Annotated in this window: 15 protein-coding genes and 2 pseudogenes; 5 read left to right on the plus strand and 12 right to left on the minus strand. The window is 73.5% G+C overall.

Going from position 1 to position 16259, the window contains the following annotated elements; translation table 11 throughout:
- Positions 1–3: 3 nt before the first annotated feature.
- Positions 4–726: a spermidine synthase gene (locus tag LPA41_RS29720; protein ID WP_229074243.1), complete on the minus strand. Its 723-nt coding sequence runs from the start codon at positions 724–726 to the stop codon at positions 4–6.
- A 711-nt stretch (positions 727–1437) separates the two neighbouring features.
- On the opposite strand from LPA41_RS29720, the gene LPA41_RS29725 reads away from it, so the two are divergent.
- Entirely contained in the window at positions 1438–2010 is a 573-nt protein-coding gene (locus LPA41_RS29725; RefSeq protein WP_229074244.1) for a hypothetical protein, read from the plus strand.
- A 160-nt stretch (positions 2011–2170) separates the two neighbouring features.
- Here LPA41_RS29725 and LPA41_RS29730 read toward each other — a convergent pair whose 3' ends face one another.
- The 3 genes and pseudogenes from LPA41_RS29730 to LPA41_RS29740 all read right to left on the minus strand — a co-directional run bounded on the left by LPA41_RS29730 (position 2171) and on the right by LPA41_RS29740 (position 4778).
- Positions 2171–3049 (minus strand): TIGR03619 family F420-dependent LLM class oxidoreductase, encoded by an 879-nt coding sequence (locus LPA41_RS29730; protein WP_229074245.1) that lies wholly within the window; start codon positions 3047–3049, stop codon positions 2171–2173.
- Positions 3046–3453, minus strand: a pseudogene (locus tag LPA41_RS29735) (acyl-CoA dehydrogenase family protein); the annotation flags it as partial. The pseudogene LPA41_RS29735 and the gene LPA41_RS29730, both read right to left, overlap by 4 nt.
- A gap of 209 nt (positions 3454–3662) precedes the next feature.
- On the minus strand, positions 3663–4778 hold the full coding sequence (locus LPA41_RS29740; RefSeq protein ID WP_229074247.1) for an acyl-CoA dehydrogenase family protein: 1116 nt from the start codon (positions 4776–4778) through the stop codon (positions 3663–3665).
- Positions 4779–4841: 63 nt separating this feature from the next.
- On the opposite strand from LPA41_RS29740, the gene LPA41_RS29745 reads away from it, so the two are divergent.
- Positions 4842–5963 (plus strand): acetyl-CoA C-acyltransferase, encoded by a 1122-nt coding sequence (locus LPA41_RS29745; RefSeq protein ID WP_308036634.1) that lies wholly within the window; start codon positions 4842–4844, stop codon positions 5961–5963.
- Between the two features lie 100 nt (positions 5964–6063).
- Here the strand turns inward: LPA41_RS29745 and LPA41_RS29750 are convergent.
- The 4 genes and pseudogenes from LPA41_RS29750 to LPA41_RS29765 all read right to left on the minus strand — a co-directional run.
- Positions 6064–7098: pseudogene (locus tag LPA41_RS29750) on the minus strand (NAD(P)H-dependent flavin oxidoreductase); the annotation flags it as partial.
- Complete coding sequence (locus LPA41_RS29755; protein WP_229074249.1) at positions 7095–7781, minus strand: CoA-transferase subunit beta; 687 nt, start codon at positions 7779–7781, stop codon at positions 7095–7097. The gene LPA41_RS29755 and the pseudogene LPA41_RS29750, both read right to left, overlap by 4 nt.
- Positions 7778–8602, minus strand: a complete 825-nt coding sequence (locus LPA41_RS29760; RefSeq protein ID WP_308036635.1) for a CoA-transferase — start codon at positions 8600–8602, stop codon at positions 7778–7780. The genes LPA41_RS29755 and LPA41_RS29760 overlap by 4 nt, the downstream gene beginning before the upstream one ends.
- A complete protein-coding gene (locus LPA41_RS29765) occupies positions 8599–9339 on the minus strand; it encodes an enoyl-CoA hydratase family protein (protein WP_229074251.1) in 741 nt (246 codons plus the stop codon). Before LPA41_RS29765 ends, LPA41_RS29760 begins: the two co-directional genes overlap by 4 nt.
- Positions 9340–9388: 49 nt before the next feature.
- Here LPA41_RS29765 and LPA41_RS29770 point away from each other — a divergent pair, with 49 nt between their 5' ends.
- From LPA41_RS29770 to LPA41_RS29780, 3 genes are read left to right on the plus strand one after another with little or no spacing between them, the layout of a single operon-like run.
- Positions 9389–10117, plus strand: a complete 729-nt coding sequence (locus LPA41_RS29770; RefSeq protein WP_229074252.1) for an SDR family oxidoreductase — start codon at positions 9389–9391, stop codon at positions 10115–10117.
- Positions 10118–10157: 40 nt separating this feature from the next.
- Entirely contained in the window at positions 10158–11666 is a 1509-nt protein-coding gene (locus LPA41_RS29775; protein ID WP_229074254.1) for an aldehyde dehydrogenase family protein, read from the plus strand.
- A gap of 44 nt (positions 11667–11710) precedes the next feature.
- On the plus strand, positions 11711–12733 hold the full coding sequence (locus tag LPA41_RS29780; RefSeq protein WP_229074256.1) for an MBL fold metallo-hydrolase: 1023 nt from the start codon (positions 11711–11713) through the stop codon (positions 12731–12733).
- Here the strand turns inward: LPA41_RS29780 and LPA41_RS29785 are convergent.
- From LPA41_RS29785 to LPA41_RS29800, 4 genes are all read right to left on the minus strand, one after another.
- Complete coding sequence (locus LPA41_RS29785; RefSeq protein WP_229074257.1) at positions 12664–13278, minus strand: TetR/AcrR family transcriptional regulator; 615 nt, start codon at positions 13276–13278, stop codon at positions 12664–12666. The two genes, LPA41_RS29780 and LPA41_RS29785, sit on opposite strands and share 70 nt — an antisense overlap.
- An 11-nt stretch (positions 13279–13289) precedes the next feature.
- The gene (locus LPA41_RS29790; protein ID WP_229074258.1) at positions 13290–13742 is read right to left on the minus strand and encodes a pyridoxamine 5'-phosphate oxidase family protein; all 453 of its coding nucleotides are present in this window, start codon (positions 13740–13742) and stop codon (positions 13290–13292) included.
- On the minus strand, positions 13739–14644 hold the full coding sequence (locus LPA41_RS29795; RefSeq protein ID WP_229074259.1) for an SDR family NAD(P)-dependent oxidoreductase: 906 nt from the start codon (positions 14642–14644) through the stop codon (positions 13739–13741). The genes LPA41_RS29790 and LPA41_RS29795 overlap by 4 nt, the downstream gene beginning before the upstream one ends.
- 128 nt (positions 14645–14772) lie before the next feature.
- Positions 14773–15525, minus strand: coding sequence for a glucose 1-dehydrogenase (locus tag LPA41_RS29800; protein ID WP_229074260.1), 753 nt, complete (start codon positions 15523–15525; stop codon positions 14773–14775).
- Between the last annotated feature and the right edge of the window lie 734 nt (positions 15526–16259).

The raw sequence follows: 16259 nt of genomic DNA on the forward strand, positions 1-16259 counted from the left end.
AGCTCAGGCGGGTGCCGTGCGGGCCACGTACACGGTGTTGGTCGAGGTGCGTCGTTGCAGCGGGTTGTCGAAGGGTACGACCTCGGCGCGCGCGGTAGCGAACACCTCGCCCAGCAGCGCGGTGAACTCGTCCTCCGGCGGGTCGTTCGACCAGAGCCCGAAGACGCCGCCCGGGTGCAGGTGCCGGGCGAGGTCACGCAGGCCCTCGGCGGTGTAGAACGCCGCGTGCCGCGGATGCAGCAGATGGCGGGGACTGTGATCGATGTCGACGAGGATCGCGTGCACCGGCCGGCCCGGGTGCTCCTGGTCGTACCCGCCGGCCTCCGCCGTCAGCGCGAAGAAGTCGCCGCGCACGAGCCTGCTCCGCGGATCGGTCGCGACCGCACCGGCGAACGGCAGCAGGCCCTGCCGGTGCCAGTCGATGACCTCACCGAGAGCGTCCACCACCACGAGCGAACGGACCCGCGGATCCGCCAGCACGGTACGCGCGGTGTAACCGAGCCCGAGCCCGCCGACGATCACGTCCAGGTCCTCGCCGGCCAGCTCGGCCAGCCCGAGGTCGGCGAGCGCGATCTCGGCGACCGGGAACAGACTGGACATCAGGTACTCGTCGCCGAGTTTCACCTCGTACACCTCGGTGCCGAGCGCCGGATCAAGCCGGCGGCGCAGGCTGAGCTCGCCCATCGGGGTCTCGTGCCAGGCCAGTTCCGCGAACCGCATCGTCATGCCCCCAGCTTGTCAGCCCACCCCACCGGCGGCTCGGCAGGGCGTCAGGTCCACGCCAGGGTGTCGTCGCGCGCAGGAATTGGACGGCGAAGGCGCCCAGGCCGCCGGCGCCGATGAGCATCCGCCAGCCCATCCGCTCGCCGGTGGTGCGCGGGATGCCGGGCATGGCCAGGTCGGAGCGGCACAGGCCGCAGCCGGCGACCCGGATCAGGATCTGACCGGCGCCGGGGGCGGGGACTGGCGCGGTGGTGGACGCCCATGCGGAGAGCCTGCGGGGTACGCGGACGCCCCGCGCAGGCCTATGACCTCCAGGCGTACGGGTTGACGGCCGCCGACGTGGACGCGGCCTTCGACGGTGCGTAGGTGGCTGGCGGAATGCGCCCGAGCGTGCGGCTTGCACCGGCGGGGGTCGCGGTGTGGAGCATGGCGTGCGGGATGTCGTCGCGGCGCGGTGTTTCCTGCGGTCGGCTTCCTTGCGGCCGGTGATTGAGCTGCCGCAAACCGCTGCGTTGCGTCTGTGGGGCCGGTGTTGATCTGCTAGCGGTGCGAAACCGCTGTGATCATGGGGTTGAAACCGCGATTTCGCACCGCTAGCAGATCAACATGCCGGCATGGGCGCGCCTCCGGGCCCAGGCTGGGCGTCGGGCGGGTGACGCGGGAATCGGGTGCTCGTCACCGGCTAGTCTGTGGCGACTTTCGGGGGAGGCCGGTGTGCGGGTCAAGGCTGGGTTCGTGGCGCTCGGCGTGGTGCTGCTGACCGGCGCCGGGCTGGTGGCCGGTGGGTTCGGGCGGCAGGAGGCCGGTGCGGCGCCGGTCACGGCAGCGGACCTGATGATCGACGAGGCGGTTCCGGAGCATCAGCTGTTGCGCGACGTGCTCGTCATCGATCTGGAGCGGCGCAACGGGGAGCTGCGGCACTTCGCCTACCTGCCCGAGCACCGGCCGCCGGGGCTGACCGGGATGAACATCGGCAGCGACGACGTCGGGCACGGCTCGGTCGTCGACGGGTACCATCTCGGCCGCTCGCAGGTCCTGGTGGAGCTGGCGCCGCGGCAGACCGGGCTCTGCCGGATCATCCGGGAGGGGCAGCTCACCGCCGCGAGCAGGTGCCTGCGCGACGATGCGGTGGACGGGGTCCCGGAGTTCCGGCGCGTCACCGCGTACAGCAGCGACCGCGGTGCGGACGGCGCGTTCTGGGCGAGGACCGCGATGGTGCCGCTCGCCGAGGCCGGCTGGTTCACCGAGCTGGTGGCCCGCGGCAACGCGGCGCTCGCCGATCACTGAGCGGGAAGGCGACCAGCCGCGAAGCGGCCCGCGGGCGAAGCGGCCCGCGGGCGAAGCGGCCCGCGGGCGAAGCGGCCCGCGGGCGAAGCGGCCCGCGGGCGAAGCGGCCCGCCTGTGAAGCGGCCCGCCTGTGAAGCGGCCCGCCTGTGAAGCGGCTCGGTCACGCAGTGGGGAAGTGGCTGATCACGTCGTCGGCGAAGCGGTGCAGGGAGTCGCGCTTGGCCGGCAGCGAGGCGTCGAAGCCGAGGCCGTCCAGGACCCAGGGCACCGTGATCGCGTCGGTCACGCCCGCCTCGGCCTGCCGGCGGTAACCGTCCAGGCCGAACTGGTCGACGCAGACGGCCTGGATCTCGAAGGGGCCGGCCGCCCGGCCGTACTCGGCGCGCAGCGTGTGCAGGCGCTCGATCACCGTGCGCAGGTGGTCGAGCCGCATCATCGCCGACGACCAGCCGTCGCCGGCCCGGGCGGCGCGCCGCAGCGCGGGTTCGGTGTGCCCGCCCACGTAGATCGGGACGGGGGCGCTCGGCGCCGGACTCATCCGCAGCTTCTCGAACGCGAAGTGTTTGCCGTGGTACGACACCATGCCGCCGCCGAGGATCAGTTTCAGCACCTCGATGGCCTCGTCGGCGCGCGCGCCACGGTCGCGGAACGGTGTGCCGCACCAGTGTGACTCCTCCGGTGACCAGCCGAGGCCGACGCCCAGGCCGAACCGGTTGCCGGTCAGGTTCGCCACCGAGCCGACCTGGCGGGCCAGCAGCACCGGGTTGCGCGGGTCCAGTTTGAGCACCTGGGTGTAGAAGCGGATCCGGGTGGTCACGGCGCCCATCGCGGCGGCGGCGATCAGCGGGTCCGCCCACGGGGTGTCGGCGTCCCAGAAGCGGCGGCCGTCCGGGGTGTACGGGTACGCGGCACCGGCGTGCTCGGAGAAGAAGATCGAGTCGGGCAGGGCGATCGAGGTGAAGCCGCACTCCTCGGCGATGACGGCGAGTTCGGTCAGCTGGTCGATGGGGCTCAGGGCGACGCCGAGCGTGAATCTCATCGGAGCACCTCGGAGAGGGTGAGCAGCTGGGCGGTGGCCCCGCCGAACCGGAACTCGTGCTTCTCGGCGGCGAGGAAGTAGCGGTGCAGCGGGTAGTCCAGGTCGAGTCCGGTGCCGCCGTGCACGTGCACGGCGGTGTGCAGCACGCGGTGCCCGGCCTCGGCGGCCCAGAATCCGGCGGTGGCGACCTCGGCGGCGGCGGGCGGGTCGTCGGTCAGGCACCAGACGGCCTGCCAGACGGCCACGCGAAGGGCTTCGACATCGATGTACGCGTCCGCGAGCCGCTGCGACACCGCCTGGAACGACCCGATCGGCCGTTCGAACTGGATGCGTGACGTGGCGTGGGCGGCGGTCATCTCCAGGGCCTTCTCGACCACGCCGAGCTGGTAGGCGGCGGAGCTGAGCACATCGTCGGGTACGGGGACGTCGGCGGCGTGGCGACCGAGTTCGATCAGGATGGCGCAGCGTTCGGCGAGCCCGTACCCCGCCTCGTCCGCCTCTTTCAGAAGGTCGCGTCCGGAGGCGCCCAGGCCGCCGTCGGCGGACGCCAGATCGCGGGCGAGGGCCGCGGCCTCGCGTGCCGAGTCGCTGAGTGTGAAGTCCATCGCGGCTCCTATCGCCGGACCGGGAGGCCGAGCGCGGCGGCCGCGATGATGTCGCGCTGCACCTCGTTGGCGCCGCCGCCGAAGGTGAGGATCAACGACGAGCGGTACATGCGCGCGATCCGCCCGGCCACGTCCGGCCCGGGTGCCGGCCCGGGGGCGCGCAGGACCTCGGTGAGCAGCCGGTACGCCTCGATGGCGAGTTCGGTCCCGTAGACCTTGCCGGCCGACGCGTCCACCGGCGACAGCGAACCGGACGCGACCCGCCAGTTGAAGAGTTTGAGCACCTCGACCTTCGCGTGCACCCGGGCCAGGTGCAGGCGCACCCATTCCTGCCGGTTCGCGCCGGACGTGGCCGCCCAGGCGGTGACCTCGGCGAGCGACAGCTGCAGCGGCGCGGCCGAGGTCAGCGCGACCCGTTCGTGGTTGAGCTGGTCGGTGATCAGCCGCCAGCCCTCGTTCTCCGCGCCGACCAGCGCGGACGCGGGCACCCGCACGTCGTCGTAGTAGGTGGCGCTGGTGGTGGGCCCGGCCACCGTCCGGACCGGTGTCCAGGAGAAACCGGGCGCGTCGGTCGGCACGATCAGGATCGACAGGCCCCGGTGCCGCGGCGCGTCCGGGTCGGTGCGGCAGGCCAGCCAGACGTAGTCGGCGTAGCGGATCAGGCTGGTCCACATCTTCTGCCCGTTGATCACGTAGCTGTCGCCGTCGCGGACCGCCCGGGTGCGCAGCGCGGCCAGGTCGGTGCCGGCCCCGGCCTCGGAGTAACCGATGGAGAAGTGCGCCTCGCCCGCGGCGATCCGGGGCAGCAGCTCGGCTTTCTGCTGGTCGGTGCCGTGCCGGGCGATCGTCGGCGCCACCGTGTGCAGGGTCAGGAACGGCACCGGCACCCCAGCCAGCGCCGCCTCGTCCGTGAAGATCAGCTGATCGATCCGGGTGCGGCCGTCCGTCGAGAGCCAGCCGTCGCGGCCCAGTTGCCGGACGACCTGACGGTAGGCGGCGCCGTCACCGTACTCCCCGTCCGGGTCGTCGAGGGCCCGGCGCAGCGCCGGGGTCATCAGGTCGGCGAAGTACGTCCGCAGGGAGAGCCGGAGCTTCTCCTGATCCGGTGTGAATCCGATCCGCACGAGACACCCCGCAAGGGTTAAGTTAGAACACGTTCTACCGTCGATCGGGGGAGGGCGTCAACAGTGGACGCGTTTCTGGCAGGCGCGGTGCGGACTCCGGTCGGGCGGCGCGGCGGCATGCTCGCGGCGGTGCACCCGGCCGACCTGGCCGGCGGCTGCATCGGGGAACTGCTGCGCCGGTGCGGCGTCGACCCGGCGGCGGTCGACGACGTCGTTCTCGGGTGCGTGGACACGCTGGGCCCGCAGTCCGGTGACATCGCGCGCACCGCCTGGCTCGCGGCCGGCCTGCCGGAACACGTCCCGGGCGTCACAGTGGACCGGCAGTGCGGTTCCGGGCAGCAGGCCGTGCACTTCGCCGCGCAGGCGGTGGCCAGCGGCACCGCGGACCTCGTCGTCGCCGGGGGCGTGCAGAGCATGAGCCGGGTGCCGATCGGCAGCGCGATGGGCTCGGAGGGGCCGTACCGCGGGTCGGCGGGCTGGATCGGGAGGTATGGGGTGCGGGGCACCGACCAGTTCCGCAGCGCCGACGTGATCGCGGCGAAATGGGGGCTGGGCCGCGACGAGCTGGAGGAGTACGCCCTGGAGAGTCATCGGCGCGCGGTGACCGCGATCGATCGGGGCAGCTTCCAGGCCGAGACGTGCGGGAACGGGCGCGACGAGTGCCCGCGGCGGGACACCGGGCGGGAACGGATGGCGGCGCTGGAACCCCTGCGCGAGGGCGGGGTCACGACGGCGGCCACGTCCAGCCAGATCGCCGACGGTGCGGCCGCGCTGCTCGTCGCGAACGAGCGGGCGGTCCGGGTGCACGGGCTGACACCGCGGGCCCGGATCCGGCACGTCTCGGCGCGCGGGGACGACCCGATCCTGATGCTCACCGCGCCGATCGCGGCGACCGCCTGGGCGCTGCGCCGGGCCGGGCTCGCCGTGGACGACATCGACCGGTTCGAGGTGAACGAGGCCTTCGCCAGCGTGGTCCTGGCCTGGCTGCGCGAGACCGGCGCCGACCCGGCGCGCACCAACGTCAACGGGGGAGCGATCGCTCTCGGTCATCCGCTCGGGGCGACGGGCGCCCGGCTGCTGACCTCGATGCTGTTCGATCTGGAGCGGTGCGGCGGGCGGTACGGCCTGGTCACCATGTGCGAGGGCGGCGGCCAGGCGAACGTGACGATCATCGAGCGTCTCTGAGCCGACCCGGAGCGGCAGGCGGCCGGTCCGAAGCGGCAGGCGGCTGGTCCGAGTCGGCGGGCGGCCGGTCCGGCGGGGCGGCGGGCTGGTCGGGGGCGGGCAGGCGGGTCAGTGTGGCGGCTGCCTCGGCCAGGATGCGATCGACAAGCGCGGCGCACGACGGCAGGTCGTCGAGCAGGCCGGTGACCTGGCCGGCGGACATCACCCCGTACTCCGGCCGCCCCTCCACCATCGCCGCGCGCAACAGCACCGGTGTGCTCGCCGCCCGCAGCGTCTGCGCCCAGCTGCCGCCGCCCCGGTGCCGGGCACCGCACCCCGCGCTGATCAGTTCCGGCCAGCTGAGCCCGGCGAGGCGACGGAACGCGAGCGCGTGCCGGGTCGCGCGCAGCAGCGCGGCGATGCTTCCGGAGCGTTCCAGGCCCCGGGTGTACGGGGTCCGCAGCACCCGGTGCGGCACCCCGTCCACCTTCGTCGTGACGACCGTGCCGGTGACGCCGGCGTCCAGGTAGAGCTGTTTCACCAGGGGGCCGACCGGGCTTTCCGCGGTCAGCAGGAACCGGGTGCCCATCGCGATCCCGGCGGCGCCGTAGGCCAGGGCGGCGACCAGCCCGCGCCCGTCGAAGAAGCCGCCGGCCGCCACCACCGGGATGTCCACCGCGTCCACCACCTGCGGCAGCAGCAGCGTGGTCGGCACCGGGCCGGTGTGCCCGCCGCCCTCGGCGCCCTGCACGAGCACCGCGTCCACGCCCCAGCCGGCGACCTTCTCGGCGTGCCGGCGGGCACCCACGGACGGCATGGTGAGGACGCCCGCCCCGGCGCACCGGCGAATCAGCTCGCGGTCCGGGGCCAGGGCGAACGAGGCCAGCCGTACGTTCTCGCGGATCAGCAGGTCGATGCGTTGCCGGGCGTCGGGGGCGTCCGCCCGTACATTGACCCCGAAGGGCGCCGCGGTGCGTGCCCGGATCTCCCGGATGGTGTCCCGCAGCTCGGTGAGGTTCATCGTCGCGGAGGCGACGATGCCGAAGCCGCCGGCCTCGCCGACCGCGCTGACCAGGCCCGCGCCCGCGACGTAACCCATCCCGGTCTGCACGATCGGGTGCCGGCAGCCGAGCAGGTCGGTGAGCGCGGTCCTCATGTGCCGCGCAGGCCGTCCGGGTCGAGGTGCTCGCGGATCAGCCGCAGCTCGGCGGGCGACGGCTCCCGGGTCGGCGGCACCTCGGCGGGGATCGTCAGGGTGAAGCCGGTCGCGGCGACGACGTCCGCGACGGAGACGCCGGGGTGGGTGGAGCGCAGCCGCATGGTGCGGCCGGGGCCGGCGAAGTCGAGCACGGCCAGGTCGGTGACGACCACCCGGATCTCGTGGGCGCCGCGGTCCCAGCCGGCGCCGGAGACCATGTCGACCCGTTCGACGAAGACCCGCGGCGAGTGGCGGGGAATCCAGTAGCTGGTGGGGTGCCCGACCGTGTTGCCGGGTGCGCCGCGCACGCCGAGCAGCTGGCGCCGGGGCCGTTCCCACGCCCCGATGCAGGAGATGTTGGAGTTGCCGGAGCGGTCGAGCTGGCTCGCGCCCATCATCACGTGCCGGGTGCCGGCGGCGACCATGGTGAAGACCTGACGGTACGGCAGCCAGCCCTCCACGTCCGCGTCCCGCAGCAGCGTCGCCTCCCCGTCGGTGACCAGCAGCTCCGGTGCGAACGTGAGCTGCGCGAGGCGGGCGCCGAGCCGGGGGATCACGCCGGTGGAACTGGCCAGGATCGCCCCGTCGCCGCGCCACGCCTCGGCGCAGGCCACCACGCAGACCTCGGCGCGGGTCGTCATTGCCGGATCGCCTTCTGGTAGTCGGCCTCGTCGCCGTCGAGGTAACGCGCCCGGAACGTGTCCCAGCCGGTCGTCGCGTACTCCCGCTGGAAGGCCTCGTCCCGGCCGTAGTCGGGGACGCAGCTGGTGAAGTGCGCGCCGTGCGGGGTGGCCACGACGGCGTCGATCATCGAGCGGTTGGTCAGCAGGGTCTGCGGGGGACCGGCGCCGACGAGGTCGGCGGTGCTCAGGATCCGCTCGCAGGAGAGCACGCGCTGCTTCGCGGCCAGGCAGAACAGGTCGTCGAAGTAGGGGTCCGGGCCCAGGTAGCGGCCGTTGCCGTGCGCGTCGGCGCGGTTCAGGTGGATCAGCGCGACGTCGAGGGGCAGGGCCGGCACGGCGACGAGTTCGGTGTCGTCGGCGTAGGGGGAGCGGACCGTGCGCAGGCCCGGGTTCACCCGCATCACGTCGGAGCCGAGGCCGGCCCGGATCGGCAGGAACGGCAGCCGGTGCGCGGCGGCGAGCAGGCCCCAGTGGAGCATCCCCTCGTCGTACTCGGTGAGGGCGATCTCCCCGCTGGTCCGGGCCCGGCCGAAGTGTGGTTCCAGCGGGATGCTGTCCAGCGAGACGAAGCCGGTGACCACCCGGCGGACACACCCGGCGGCGACCAGCAGCCCCACGTCGGGGCCGCCGTAGGAGACGATCGTCAGGTCCCGGCGGCCGGCCCGGACCAGCGCCCGGACCAGGGCCATCGGTTTGCGCCGTGACCCCCACCCGCCGATCCCGACGGTCATCCCGTCCCGGACCCCGGCGACCGCCTCGTCGACGTCGGCGACGCTCACCGGGACTCCTCCACGAACCGCTGCCGGGCCCGGTCGCCGGCGCCGTCGAGGTTCAGCTCGAACGTGAACCCCTGCTCGAACCGGTAGGACCGCCGCACGTCGACCGGGTCGATGCCGTTGAGCGACTCCTTGGCCCGGCGGATCACCACCGGGTCCTTGGCCGCGACCTCCGCCGCCACCCGCCGCGCCGCCGCACGCAGCGCGGCGCCCGGCACCACCTCGAGGACCGTCCCGAAGCGCAACAGGTCCCGCGCCGGCACCGTCCGGCAGGTGTAGACCATGGTCCGCATCAGCTGGTGCGGCACGAGCCGGGCCAGGTGGGTCGCCGCACCGAGCGCCCCGCGGTCGACCTCGGGCAACCCGAACACCGCGTCCCCCGCGGCGATCACCAGGTCGGCGTTGCCGGCCAGGCCGACACCGCCGCCGAGGCAGAACCCCTGCACCGCCGCGATCACTGGCACCTGACACTCGTAGACCGCGGCGAACGCGGCCGCGCACCCCCGGTTGGCCGCGAGCAGCGCCTCGTGGCCGGGGGTCCGCTGCATCTCCTTGATGTCGACACCGGCGCAGAACCCGCGGCCCTCGGCGGCCAGCACCACGACGCGGGTGCCGGGGTCGGCGCCCGCCGCGGTGAGCGCGCCGGCCAGCTCGAACCAGCCGGCGGCGGGCAGGGCGTTGACCGGCGGGAAGTCGATCACCACTTCGGTGATCGCTCCCGACCGCACCCGTACGCCCATGCCGGGGAGCCTAACCTAGCGCTTGCTCGGGTAGCTAGGATCGACGGGCATGGAAGCCTTCGACCTCACCGGCCGGGCGGTGGTCGTCACCGGCGGGACCCGTGGCATTGGCGCCGCCATCACCGGCGCCTACCGGGCCGCCGGCGCGCGCGTGCTGGTCTGCGGCCGGACCCTGCCCGAGCCGGCCGACGACGACTTCTTCCGTGCCGACGTGCGCGATCCCTGCCAGGCGGCGGCGCTGATCGCCGAGGCGGTGCGGCGGTTCGGGCGGCTCGACGTGGTCGTCAACAACGCCGGCGGCAGTCCGCAGGTCTTCGCCGACGTGGCCTCGCCGCGGCTGCACGCCGCGGTCGTCGACCTCAACCTGGTCGCGCCGCTGCACGTCTCGCAGGCGGCCCACGCGGTGCTGCGCGACCAGCCGGGCGGCGGCGTCATCCTGATGATCAGCAGCGTGAGCGGGGTGCGGCCGTCGCCGGGGACCGCCGCCTACGGCGCCGCCAAGGCCGGTCTGCTGCATCTGGCGGCGTCGCTCGCGGTGGAGTGGGGCCCGGGTGTACGGGTGAACAGCCTGATCGTCGGCCCGGTGGACACCGGCGCGCCCGGCTCGGCGGCATCGCGGCACCTGGTCGCCGGCCGGGCGGCCACGCCCGAGGACGTCGCGGACGCCTGCCTGCTGCTGTCGTCGCCGCTGGCCGGGCACGTCAGCGGCGCGGCGCTCGCCGTGCACGGCGGCGGCGAATGGCCGGCCTCTCTGGCGGACCTGCGTCCCGGGGCGTAGATTCGGCGGAAATTAGAACACGTTCCAGTGGAGGTGCGCGGTGGTCCTCTCGATCAAGTCGAAGCGCGACGAACTCGGCATCTCCACCGGTGAGCTGCTGATCGGCGGTTCCTGGCGGCCGGCCGCCGACGGGCGCACCTGGGTGCACCCGCATCCGGCCACCGGCGAGGAGGTCGGCGCGTTCGCGGTCGCCGGCGTCGCCGACGTCGACGCCGCCGTGCGGGCCGCGCGCCGGGCCTTCGATGAGGGCCCGTGGCCGCGCACCCGGGCCAAGGAGCGGATCCGCGTGCTGCGCCGGATCGCCGACGCCATCCGCGCGGACGCCACCGATCTGCTGGCGACGCAGTCCCTCGACAACGGGGTGCCGATCAGTTTCGGCCAGACGTACGCGATGTCGGTCGAGTGCGTGGCCGACGTCTTCGAGCACCACGCCGGCTGGGTCGACAAGCTGGCCGGCGAGACGCTGCCCGGCTATCAGGGCGGCGAGCACCTGGTGTTCACCCTGCGCGAGCCGGTCGGCGTGGTCGCCGCGGTCATCCCGTGGAACGGCCCGCTGCTGCTGGCCGCGCAGAAACTCGCGCCCGCGCTGGCCGCCGGCTGCACGGTGGTGCTCAAGCCGAGCGAGCTCGCGACGTTCGCCGCGCTGCGCCTGGCCCGGATCGTCGAGGCGGCCGGCCTGCCCGAGGGCGTGCTGAACGTGGTGACCGGTCCCGGCGAGCCGACCGGCGAGGCGCTGATCAACCACCCGCTGGTCGACAAGATCACCTTCACCGGCAGCCGCGAGGTCGGGCGCCGGGTGCTGACCGCGGCCGCCGCCGGGGTGAAACGGACCAGCCTGGAGCTCGGCGGCAAGAGCCCGTCCCTGGTCTTCGCCGACGCGGACGTCTACGCGGCCGCCACCACCACGATGGGCACGGTGACGCTCGGCCTCTCCGGCCAGGCCTGCGTGGCGCAGAGCCGGGCGCTGGTGCACCGGGACGTCTACGACGAGTTCCTGGCGATCACCGAGGCGATGGCCGCCCTGGTCAACTACGGCGACCCGTTCCATCCGGAGACCACCGCCTCGCCGCTGATCAGCGAGCGCCAGGTGGACCGGGTGCTCGGCTACATCGAGCGCGGCCGGGCCGAGGGCGCCCGCCTGGTCGTCGGCGGCGGACGGCCGGACGGTGAGCTGGCGGCCGGCAACTTCGTCTCGCCGACGGTCTTCGCGGACGTCCGCAACGACGCCACCATCGCCCGCGAGGAGATCTTCGGCCCGGTGCTGGCCGTGGTGCCGTTCGCCGACGAGGAGGAGGCGGTGCGGCTGGCCAACGACACCACGTACGGCCTGGCCGCCACGGTCTGGACCACCGACGTGAAACGGGCGATGCGGCTGGTCCGGGCGGTCCGGGCCGGGACCGTCGGGGTGAACGGTTACCAGCTGGAGCCGCACGTCGCCTTCGGCGGGTTCGGGCAGTCCGGCCTGGGCCGGGAGGGCGGCCGGGCGTCCGTCGAGGCATACACCGAGATCAAGACGGTGCTCATCCCGACGACCGACGAGATGATGTAGATTCCGTTCCTAGACGACAGTCGTCTAGGAAAAGGGGCTGGGGCTTGCGCATCGAGAAACTGGCGGGCGGGCTCGTCTCGATCCCCGTGCCGATCCCGGACAATCCGCTGCGCTACACGTTGTCGTACCTGATCCCCGGCGACCACGGCCTCGTCGTGGTCGACCCCGGATGGGACAGCGAGGCCGGCTGGTCCGCCCTCAAGACCGGCCTCGCCGCGGCCGGCGCGACACCGGCCGACGTCACCGGCGTCGTGCTCACCCACGTGCACCCCGACCACCACGGCCTGACCGCCCGGCTGCGCGACGCCGCCGGCGCCTGGGTCGCCATGCACCCGGCCGAGCGCGCGTCGATGCTGCGCGACCGGCAGACCCCGCCCAGCCGGGCGCTCGGCGACTGGCTGCGCGGGCTCGCCGTGCCGGCCGACGAGATCGACCACCTGCTCGGCACGTTCGGCGCCGACGTGGACCGGCACTTCGCCCCGCTCGCCGACGCCGACGTGCTCCTCGAGGACGGCGACCTGGTGCCGCTGGCCGGGCGCCGGCTGCGGGCGGTCTGGACGCCCGGGCACACCCCAGGCCACCTCTGCCTGCTCGAACCTGACGTGGGAGTGCTGCTCACCGGCGACCACGTGCTGCCCCGGATCAGCCCCAACATCGGCCTCCAGCTGACCGGCGGCGACCCGCTGGGCGACTACCTCGGCTCGCTGGACAAGGTCGCCGCCTACGACGCGTACGAGGCGCTGCCCGGCCACGAACACCGGTTCCGGGGCATCGCGGCCCGGGCCGCCGCCCTGGACGCGCACCACCGGGACCGCTGCGCCGAGATCGTCGACACGGTCGGCCGGCTCGGCACACCCACCGTCTGGGAGGTGGCCGCGGCGCTGACCTGGTCCCGGCCCTGGGAGAAGATCGGCCCGATGCGGGTCGGCGCGGTCGCCGAGACGGCCGCGCACATCGAACTGCTGGTGTCCGCCGGCCGGCTGGCCAGGTCCGGCGGTTACGTGACGGCGCTGAGCACGAAGTCGACGAGCTCCTCGGCGTACCGGTCGGCGCCCGCCGCCACCTGATCACGCAGCCGGGCCGGTGTGACGAGCGCGTGATTGAGCGCGCCACCGCTGATCGTGTCCAGCAGCAGCGTCACGCTGGTGTCCGGGCCCAGCTGACCACGGTCTATGCCGCGCCGCACGATCGCGCGCGCGGCCGCCGCCTGCGACCCGCGGAACCGGTCCAGGTGCTCCTGCCCGGCCGGGACGCTGGCCGCCTCCAGGGTCAGCCGCAGCACCGCGCCGCCGTCCGCGCCCAGGAACGCGCCGAGCACCTGCCGGGCCAGCGCCACCAGGTCGTCGCGCACCGAACCCGTGTCGATGTCGCGCACCCCGGAGAGCCGGGTCGCGAGGGCCGTCGCCAGCAGCGCCTCCTTGTTCGGCCAGCGCAGATAGATGGAAGCCTTGCCGACCCCGGCGCGGCGGGCCACCGCGTCCACCGAGAACCCGGCCCAGCCGTGCGCGCCGAACAGCTCGGCGGCGGCGCGGGTGATCCGCTCGTCCACCTCCGGGTCGCGGGGCCGCCCGGCCGGGTTTCCCGCGGGCCCGGCTTGGTTTCCGGCAGACATGGTGGATGAGATTAGCCGAGCAGCTTGCGATGATCCCAGCTGACGACGCGGTGGGGCTCCACGACGAAAGCGCACCGTTTGCGCGCGGCCTGCGTGACGTACGCGTCCAGCGCGTCCCGCGGCACGTCCGGCATCCGGGCCGCGATCAGCCGGCCCACCCCGGTCACGCCGGCCAGATCGTCGATCCGCCGCGCCACCCCGGTCAGCTGCACGCCGCGCAACTCGAAGTAGTCCTCACCCGTCTCCACCAGGCAGGTCAGCCGCGGGTCGCGGGTCAGGTTGACCGCCTTCTGCGAGGCCCGGTACGTCCAGAACGCGACCCGGCCCTCGGTCAGCCCGAAGAACATCGTCACCAGGTGCGGGGTTCCGTCCGGATTGATCGTCGCGAGGTGCGTCTTGCGGGCGGCCGACAGCAGCCCGCTGATCTCGTCGCCGGTCATCGACACCGTCTCGCGCTGCTTCACCGGGCCTCCGCACCGAACGTCGTATCGGCCAGCGGTAATGTCTCGTCGCACACGAAACCCGGTCGCGGCGGATCCTCGGTGAAGACCGCACTCAGCGCGGCGTCCAGCTCGCCCGGTGTCCACACGCCCGTCGCCGCCCGGAACGTGGCCCGGACCGTCGGCGGCCCGAGCACCGCCACCACGTCACCGTGCACCACGAACACCTCGCCGGTGACCCGCTCACCGGCCGGCCCGGCCAGGTGCAGCACCAGCGGAGCGACGTGCGCCGCGTCCATCGGGTCGGCACCCTGCGGTGGTGGGCCCATCAAAGCCCCCGTCATCGCGGTGCGGGCGCGCGGGCAGATGGCGTTCGCCCGTACCCCATAAGTCGCGCAACCCCGCGCCGTCGCCAGCGTCAAAGCGACGATGCCGCCCTTGGCGGCGGCATAATTGGCCTGCCCGGCCGAGCCGAGCAGAAAGGCCTCCGAGGCGGTGTTGACGATCCTGGCGTACGCGGGCCGCCCCTCCCGCTTAGCCAGGTCCCGCCAGTAGGCGGTGGCGAGCCGCGTCGTCACGAAATGCCCGCGCAGGTGCACCCGGACCACGGTGTCCCACTCCTGCTCCGACATCGAGAAGATCATCCGGTCGCGGAGCACCCCGGCGTTGTTGACCACGACGTCCAGGCCGCCGAACGAGCCCGTGGCGGCCGCCAGCAACGCCTCGGCGGTGGACCATTCGGCGACGTCGCCGGCGCACGCGACCGCCTCGCCGCCGGCCGCGCGGATCCGTTCCACGGTTTCGTCGAGCGCCGGCCCCGCCAAGTCGTTGAGCACGACCCGCGCGCCGGCGGCGGCGAGGGCCGTCGCCTCGGCCGCGCCCAGCCCTTGCCCGGCCCCCGTCACGATCGCGACCCGTCCGTCCATGTCACTCACCCGTTCCGCCCGTCTGCCGCTCTCTCGCCCGCCGCCCGTGCCGCTGTTTCCGCCGTCCGCCCGTTGCCTTTCTTCGCCCGCCGCCCTTTTTCGCTCGCGGCCGTTGCCGCCCGGCCGGCTCAGTAGCCGGGCCCGCTGAGCAGGCCGCCGTCGGCCAGGAACTCGGCGCCGGTGGTGTAGGACGACTCGTCCGAGGCCAGGAACGCGACAAGCCGGGAAATCTCCACCGGCTCGGCGAACCGGGCGATCGGCAGAGCCTTGAGGAACCCGCTGCCGTCCACCGCCGTCATGGTCTGCGCCGCGGCCAAGGCCATCGAGGTCAGCACCCCGCCGGGGTGCACCGAGTTGACCCGGATGCCGAGCGGCCCCAGCTCCTGCGCCGCCGACCGGGTCAGCCCGCGCACACCGAACTTGCTGGCGCTGTAGGCCGCGAGCCCGGCCGCTCCGGCGATGCCCTCGATCGACGAGATGTTCACGATCGAGCCGCCCCCGGCCGCACGCATCACCGGGACGACCTGCCGGATGCCGAGCCAGGAACCGACCAGGTTGACATCGAGGACGTGGCGGAACTCGGCCGGGTCCATCTCCGCGACCGGCCCGTGCCGCAGAATCCCGGCGTTGTTGACGAGCACGTCCACCCGGCCGTACGCCTCGACCGCCGCCGTCACCGCCCCCGCCCAGTCGTCCGCACTCGTCACGTCCTGCCGGACGAACACCCCGCCGACCTCCACGGCGACCCGCCGGCCCTTCTCCTCGAGCACGTCACCGATCACCACCCGGGCGCCCTCGGCGGTGAAGTGCCGGGCATGCGCCTTACCCATGCCGCGCGCCCCACCCGTGATCAGCGCGACCTTGCCGTCGAGCCGCCCCATAGCGCCTCCCGCCGGAGTGAACCAAACGCTTGCTTGGTTACTTACGCTAGAGCGGCGGGGGCGCTTTGGCTACGGTTCCCGGCCGCGGGCCGGCGGCGGAACCTCGTCCGCGTTGTCGTGGAACGCGCCGAGCCGGCTTGCGCCCACGGCAGTCACGCGGCGTCTGTTGCGGGCGTGAACCGGCGAGGTCGGCTTGCGCTTGTGGCGGCGTTCCTTCGGGCAGTGGCGGGCCGGGGTCGGCTTGCGCTTGTGGCGGTGTTTTCCAGGCAGTAGCGGGCCGGGGTCGGCTTGCGCTTGTGGTGGTGTTTTTTCCGGGCAGTAGCGGCCGGGGTCGGCTTGCGCTTGGGGCTGTGGCTCGGCGTTCGTCCGAGCACTAGCGGGCCGGGTCGGCTTGCGGCCGCGGCGGTCAGGCGGCGTTCGTTGCGGGCGCGAGCCGGCGGGGTCGGCTTGCGTCTGCAGTGGTCGTCGCTTGTCATCCCCGACCGCGACGCCCGCGCATCAACCCGTATTGCCCCTTTTATTCCCCCGGTGGCGACGGCCGCGCGATTCATGGCGAGATGTTGATCTGCTAGCGCTACGAAATCGCGGTGATCATGGGGGTAAAACAGCAATTTCGCATCGCTAGCAGATCAACAACGCCGCTCGGCCGCAACGCAGCCGCCCACGCAGAGCCGGCTCGGTCGTCGCGGATCGGCCGGGTCGAGAGGCCGCTACGGTGTGCGACGGTCGGACCG

Source organism: Actinoplanes sp. DH11 (genome assembly GCF_020873875.1).
Lineage (GTDB): Bacteria > Actinomycetota > Actinomycetes > Mycobacteriales > Micromonosporaceae > Actinoplanes.

Coding starts and splice junctions, on each gene's coding strand:
- LPA41_RS29720 (WP_229074243.1), bottom strand. CDS start 726: ATGACGATGCGGTTCGCGGAACTGGCCTGGCACGAGACCCCGATGGGC.
- LPA41_RS29730 (WP_229074245.1), bottom strand. CDS start 3,049: ATGAGATTCACGCTCGGCGTCGCCCTGAGCCCCATCGACCAGCTGACC.
- LPA41_RS29755 (WP_229074249.1), bottom strand. CDS start 7,781: ATGACGACCCGCGCCGAGGTCTGCGTGGTGGCCTGCGCCGAGGCGTGG.
- LPA41_RS29765 (WP_229074251.1), bottom strand. CDS start 9,339: ATGGGCGTACGGGTGCGGTCGGGAGCGATCACCGAAGTGGTGATCGAC.
- LPA41_RS29770 (WP_229074252.1), top strand. CDS start 9,389: ATGGAAGCCTTCGACCTCACCGGCCGGGCGGTGGTCGTCACCGGCGGG.
- LPA41_RS29785 (WP_229074257.1), bottom strand. CDS start 13,278: ATGTCTGCCGGAAACCAAGCCGGGCCCGCGGGAAACCCGGCCGGGCGG.
- LPA41_RS29795 (WP_229074259.1), bottom strand. CDS start 14,644: ATGGACGGACGGGTCGCGATCGTGACGGGGGCCGGGCAAGGGCTGGGC.
- LPA41_RS29800 (WP_229074260.1), bottom strand. CDS start 15,525: ATGGGGCGGCTCGACGGCAAGGTCGCGCTGATCACGGGTGGGGCGCGC.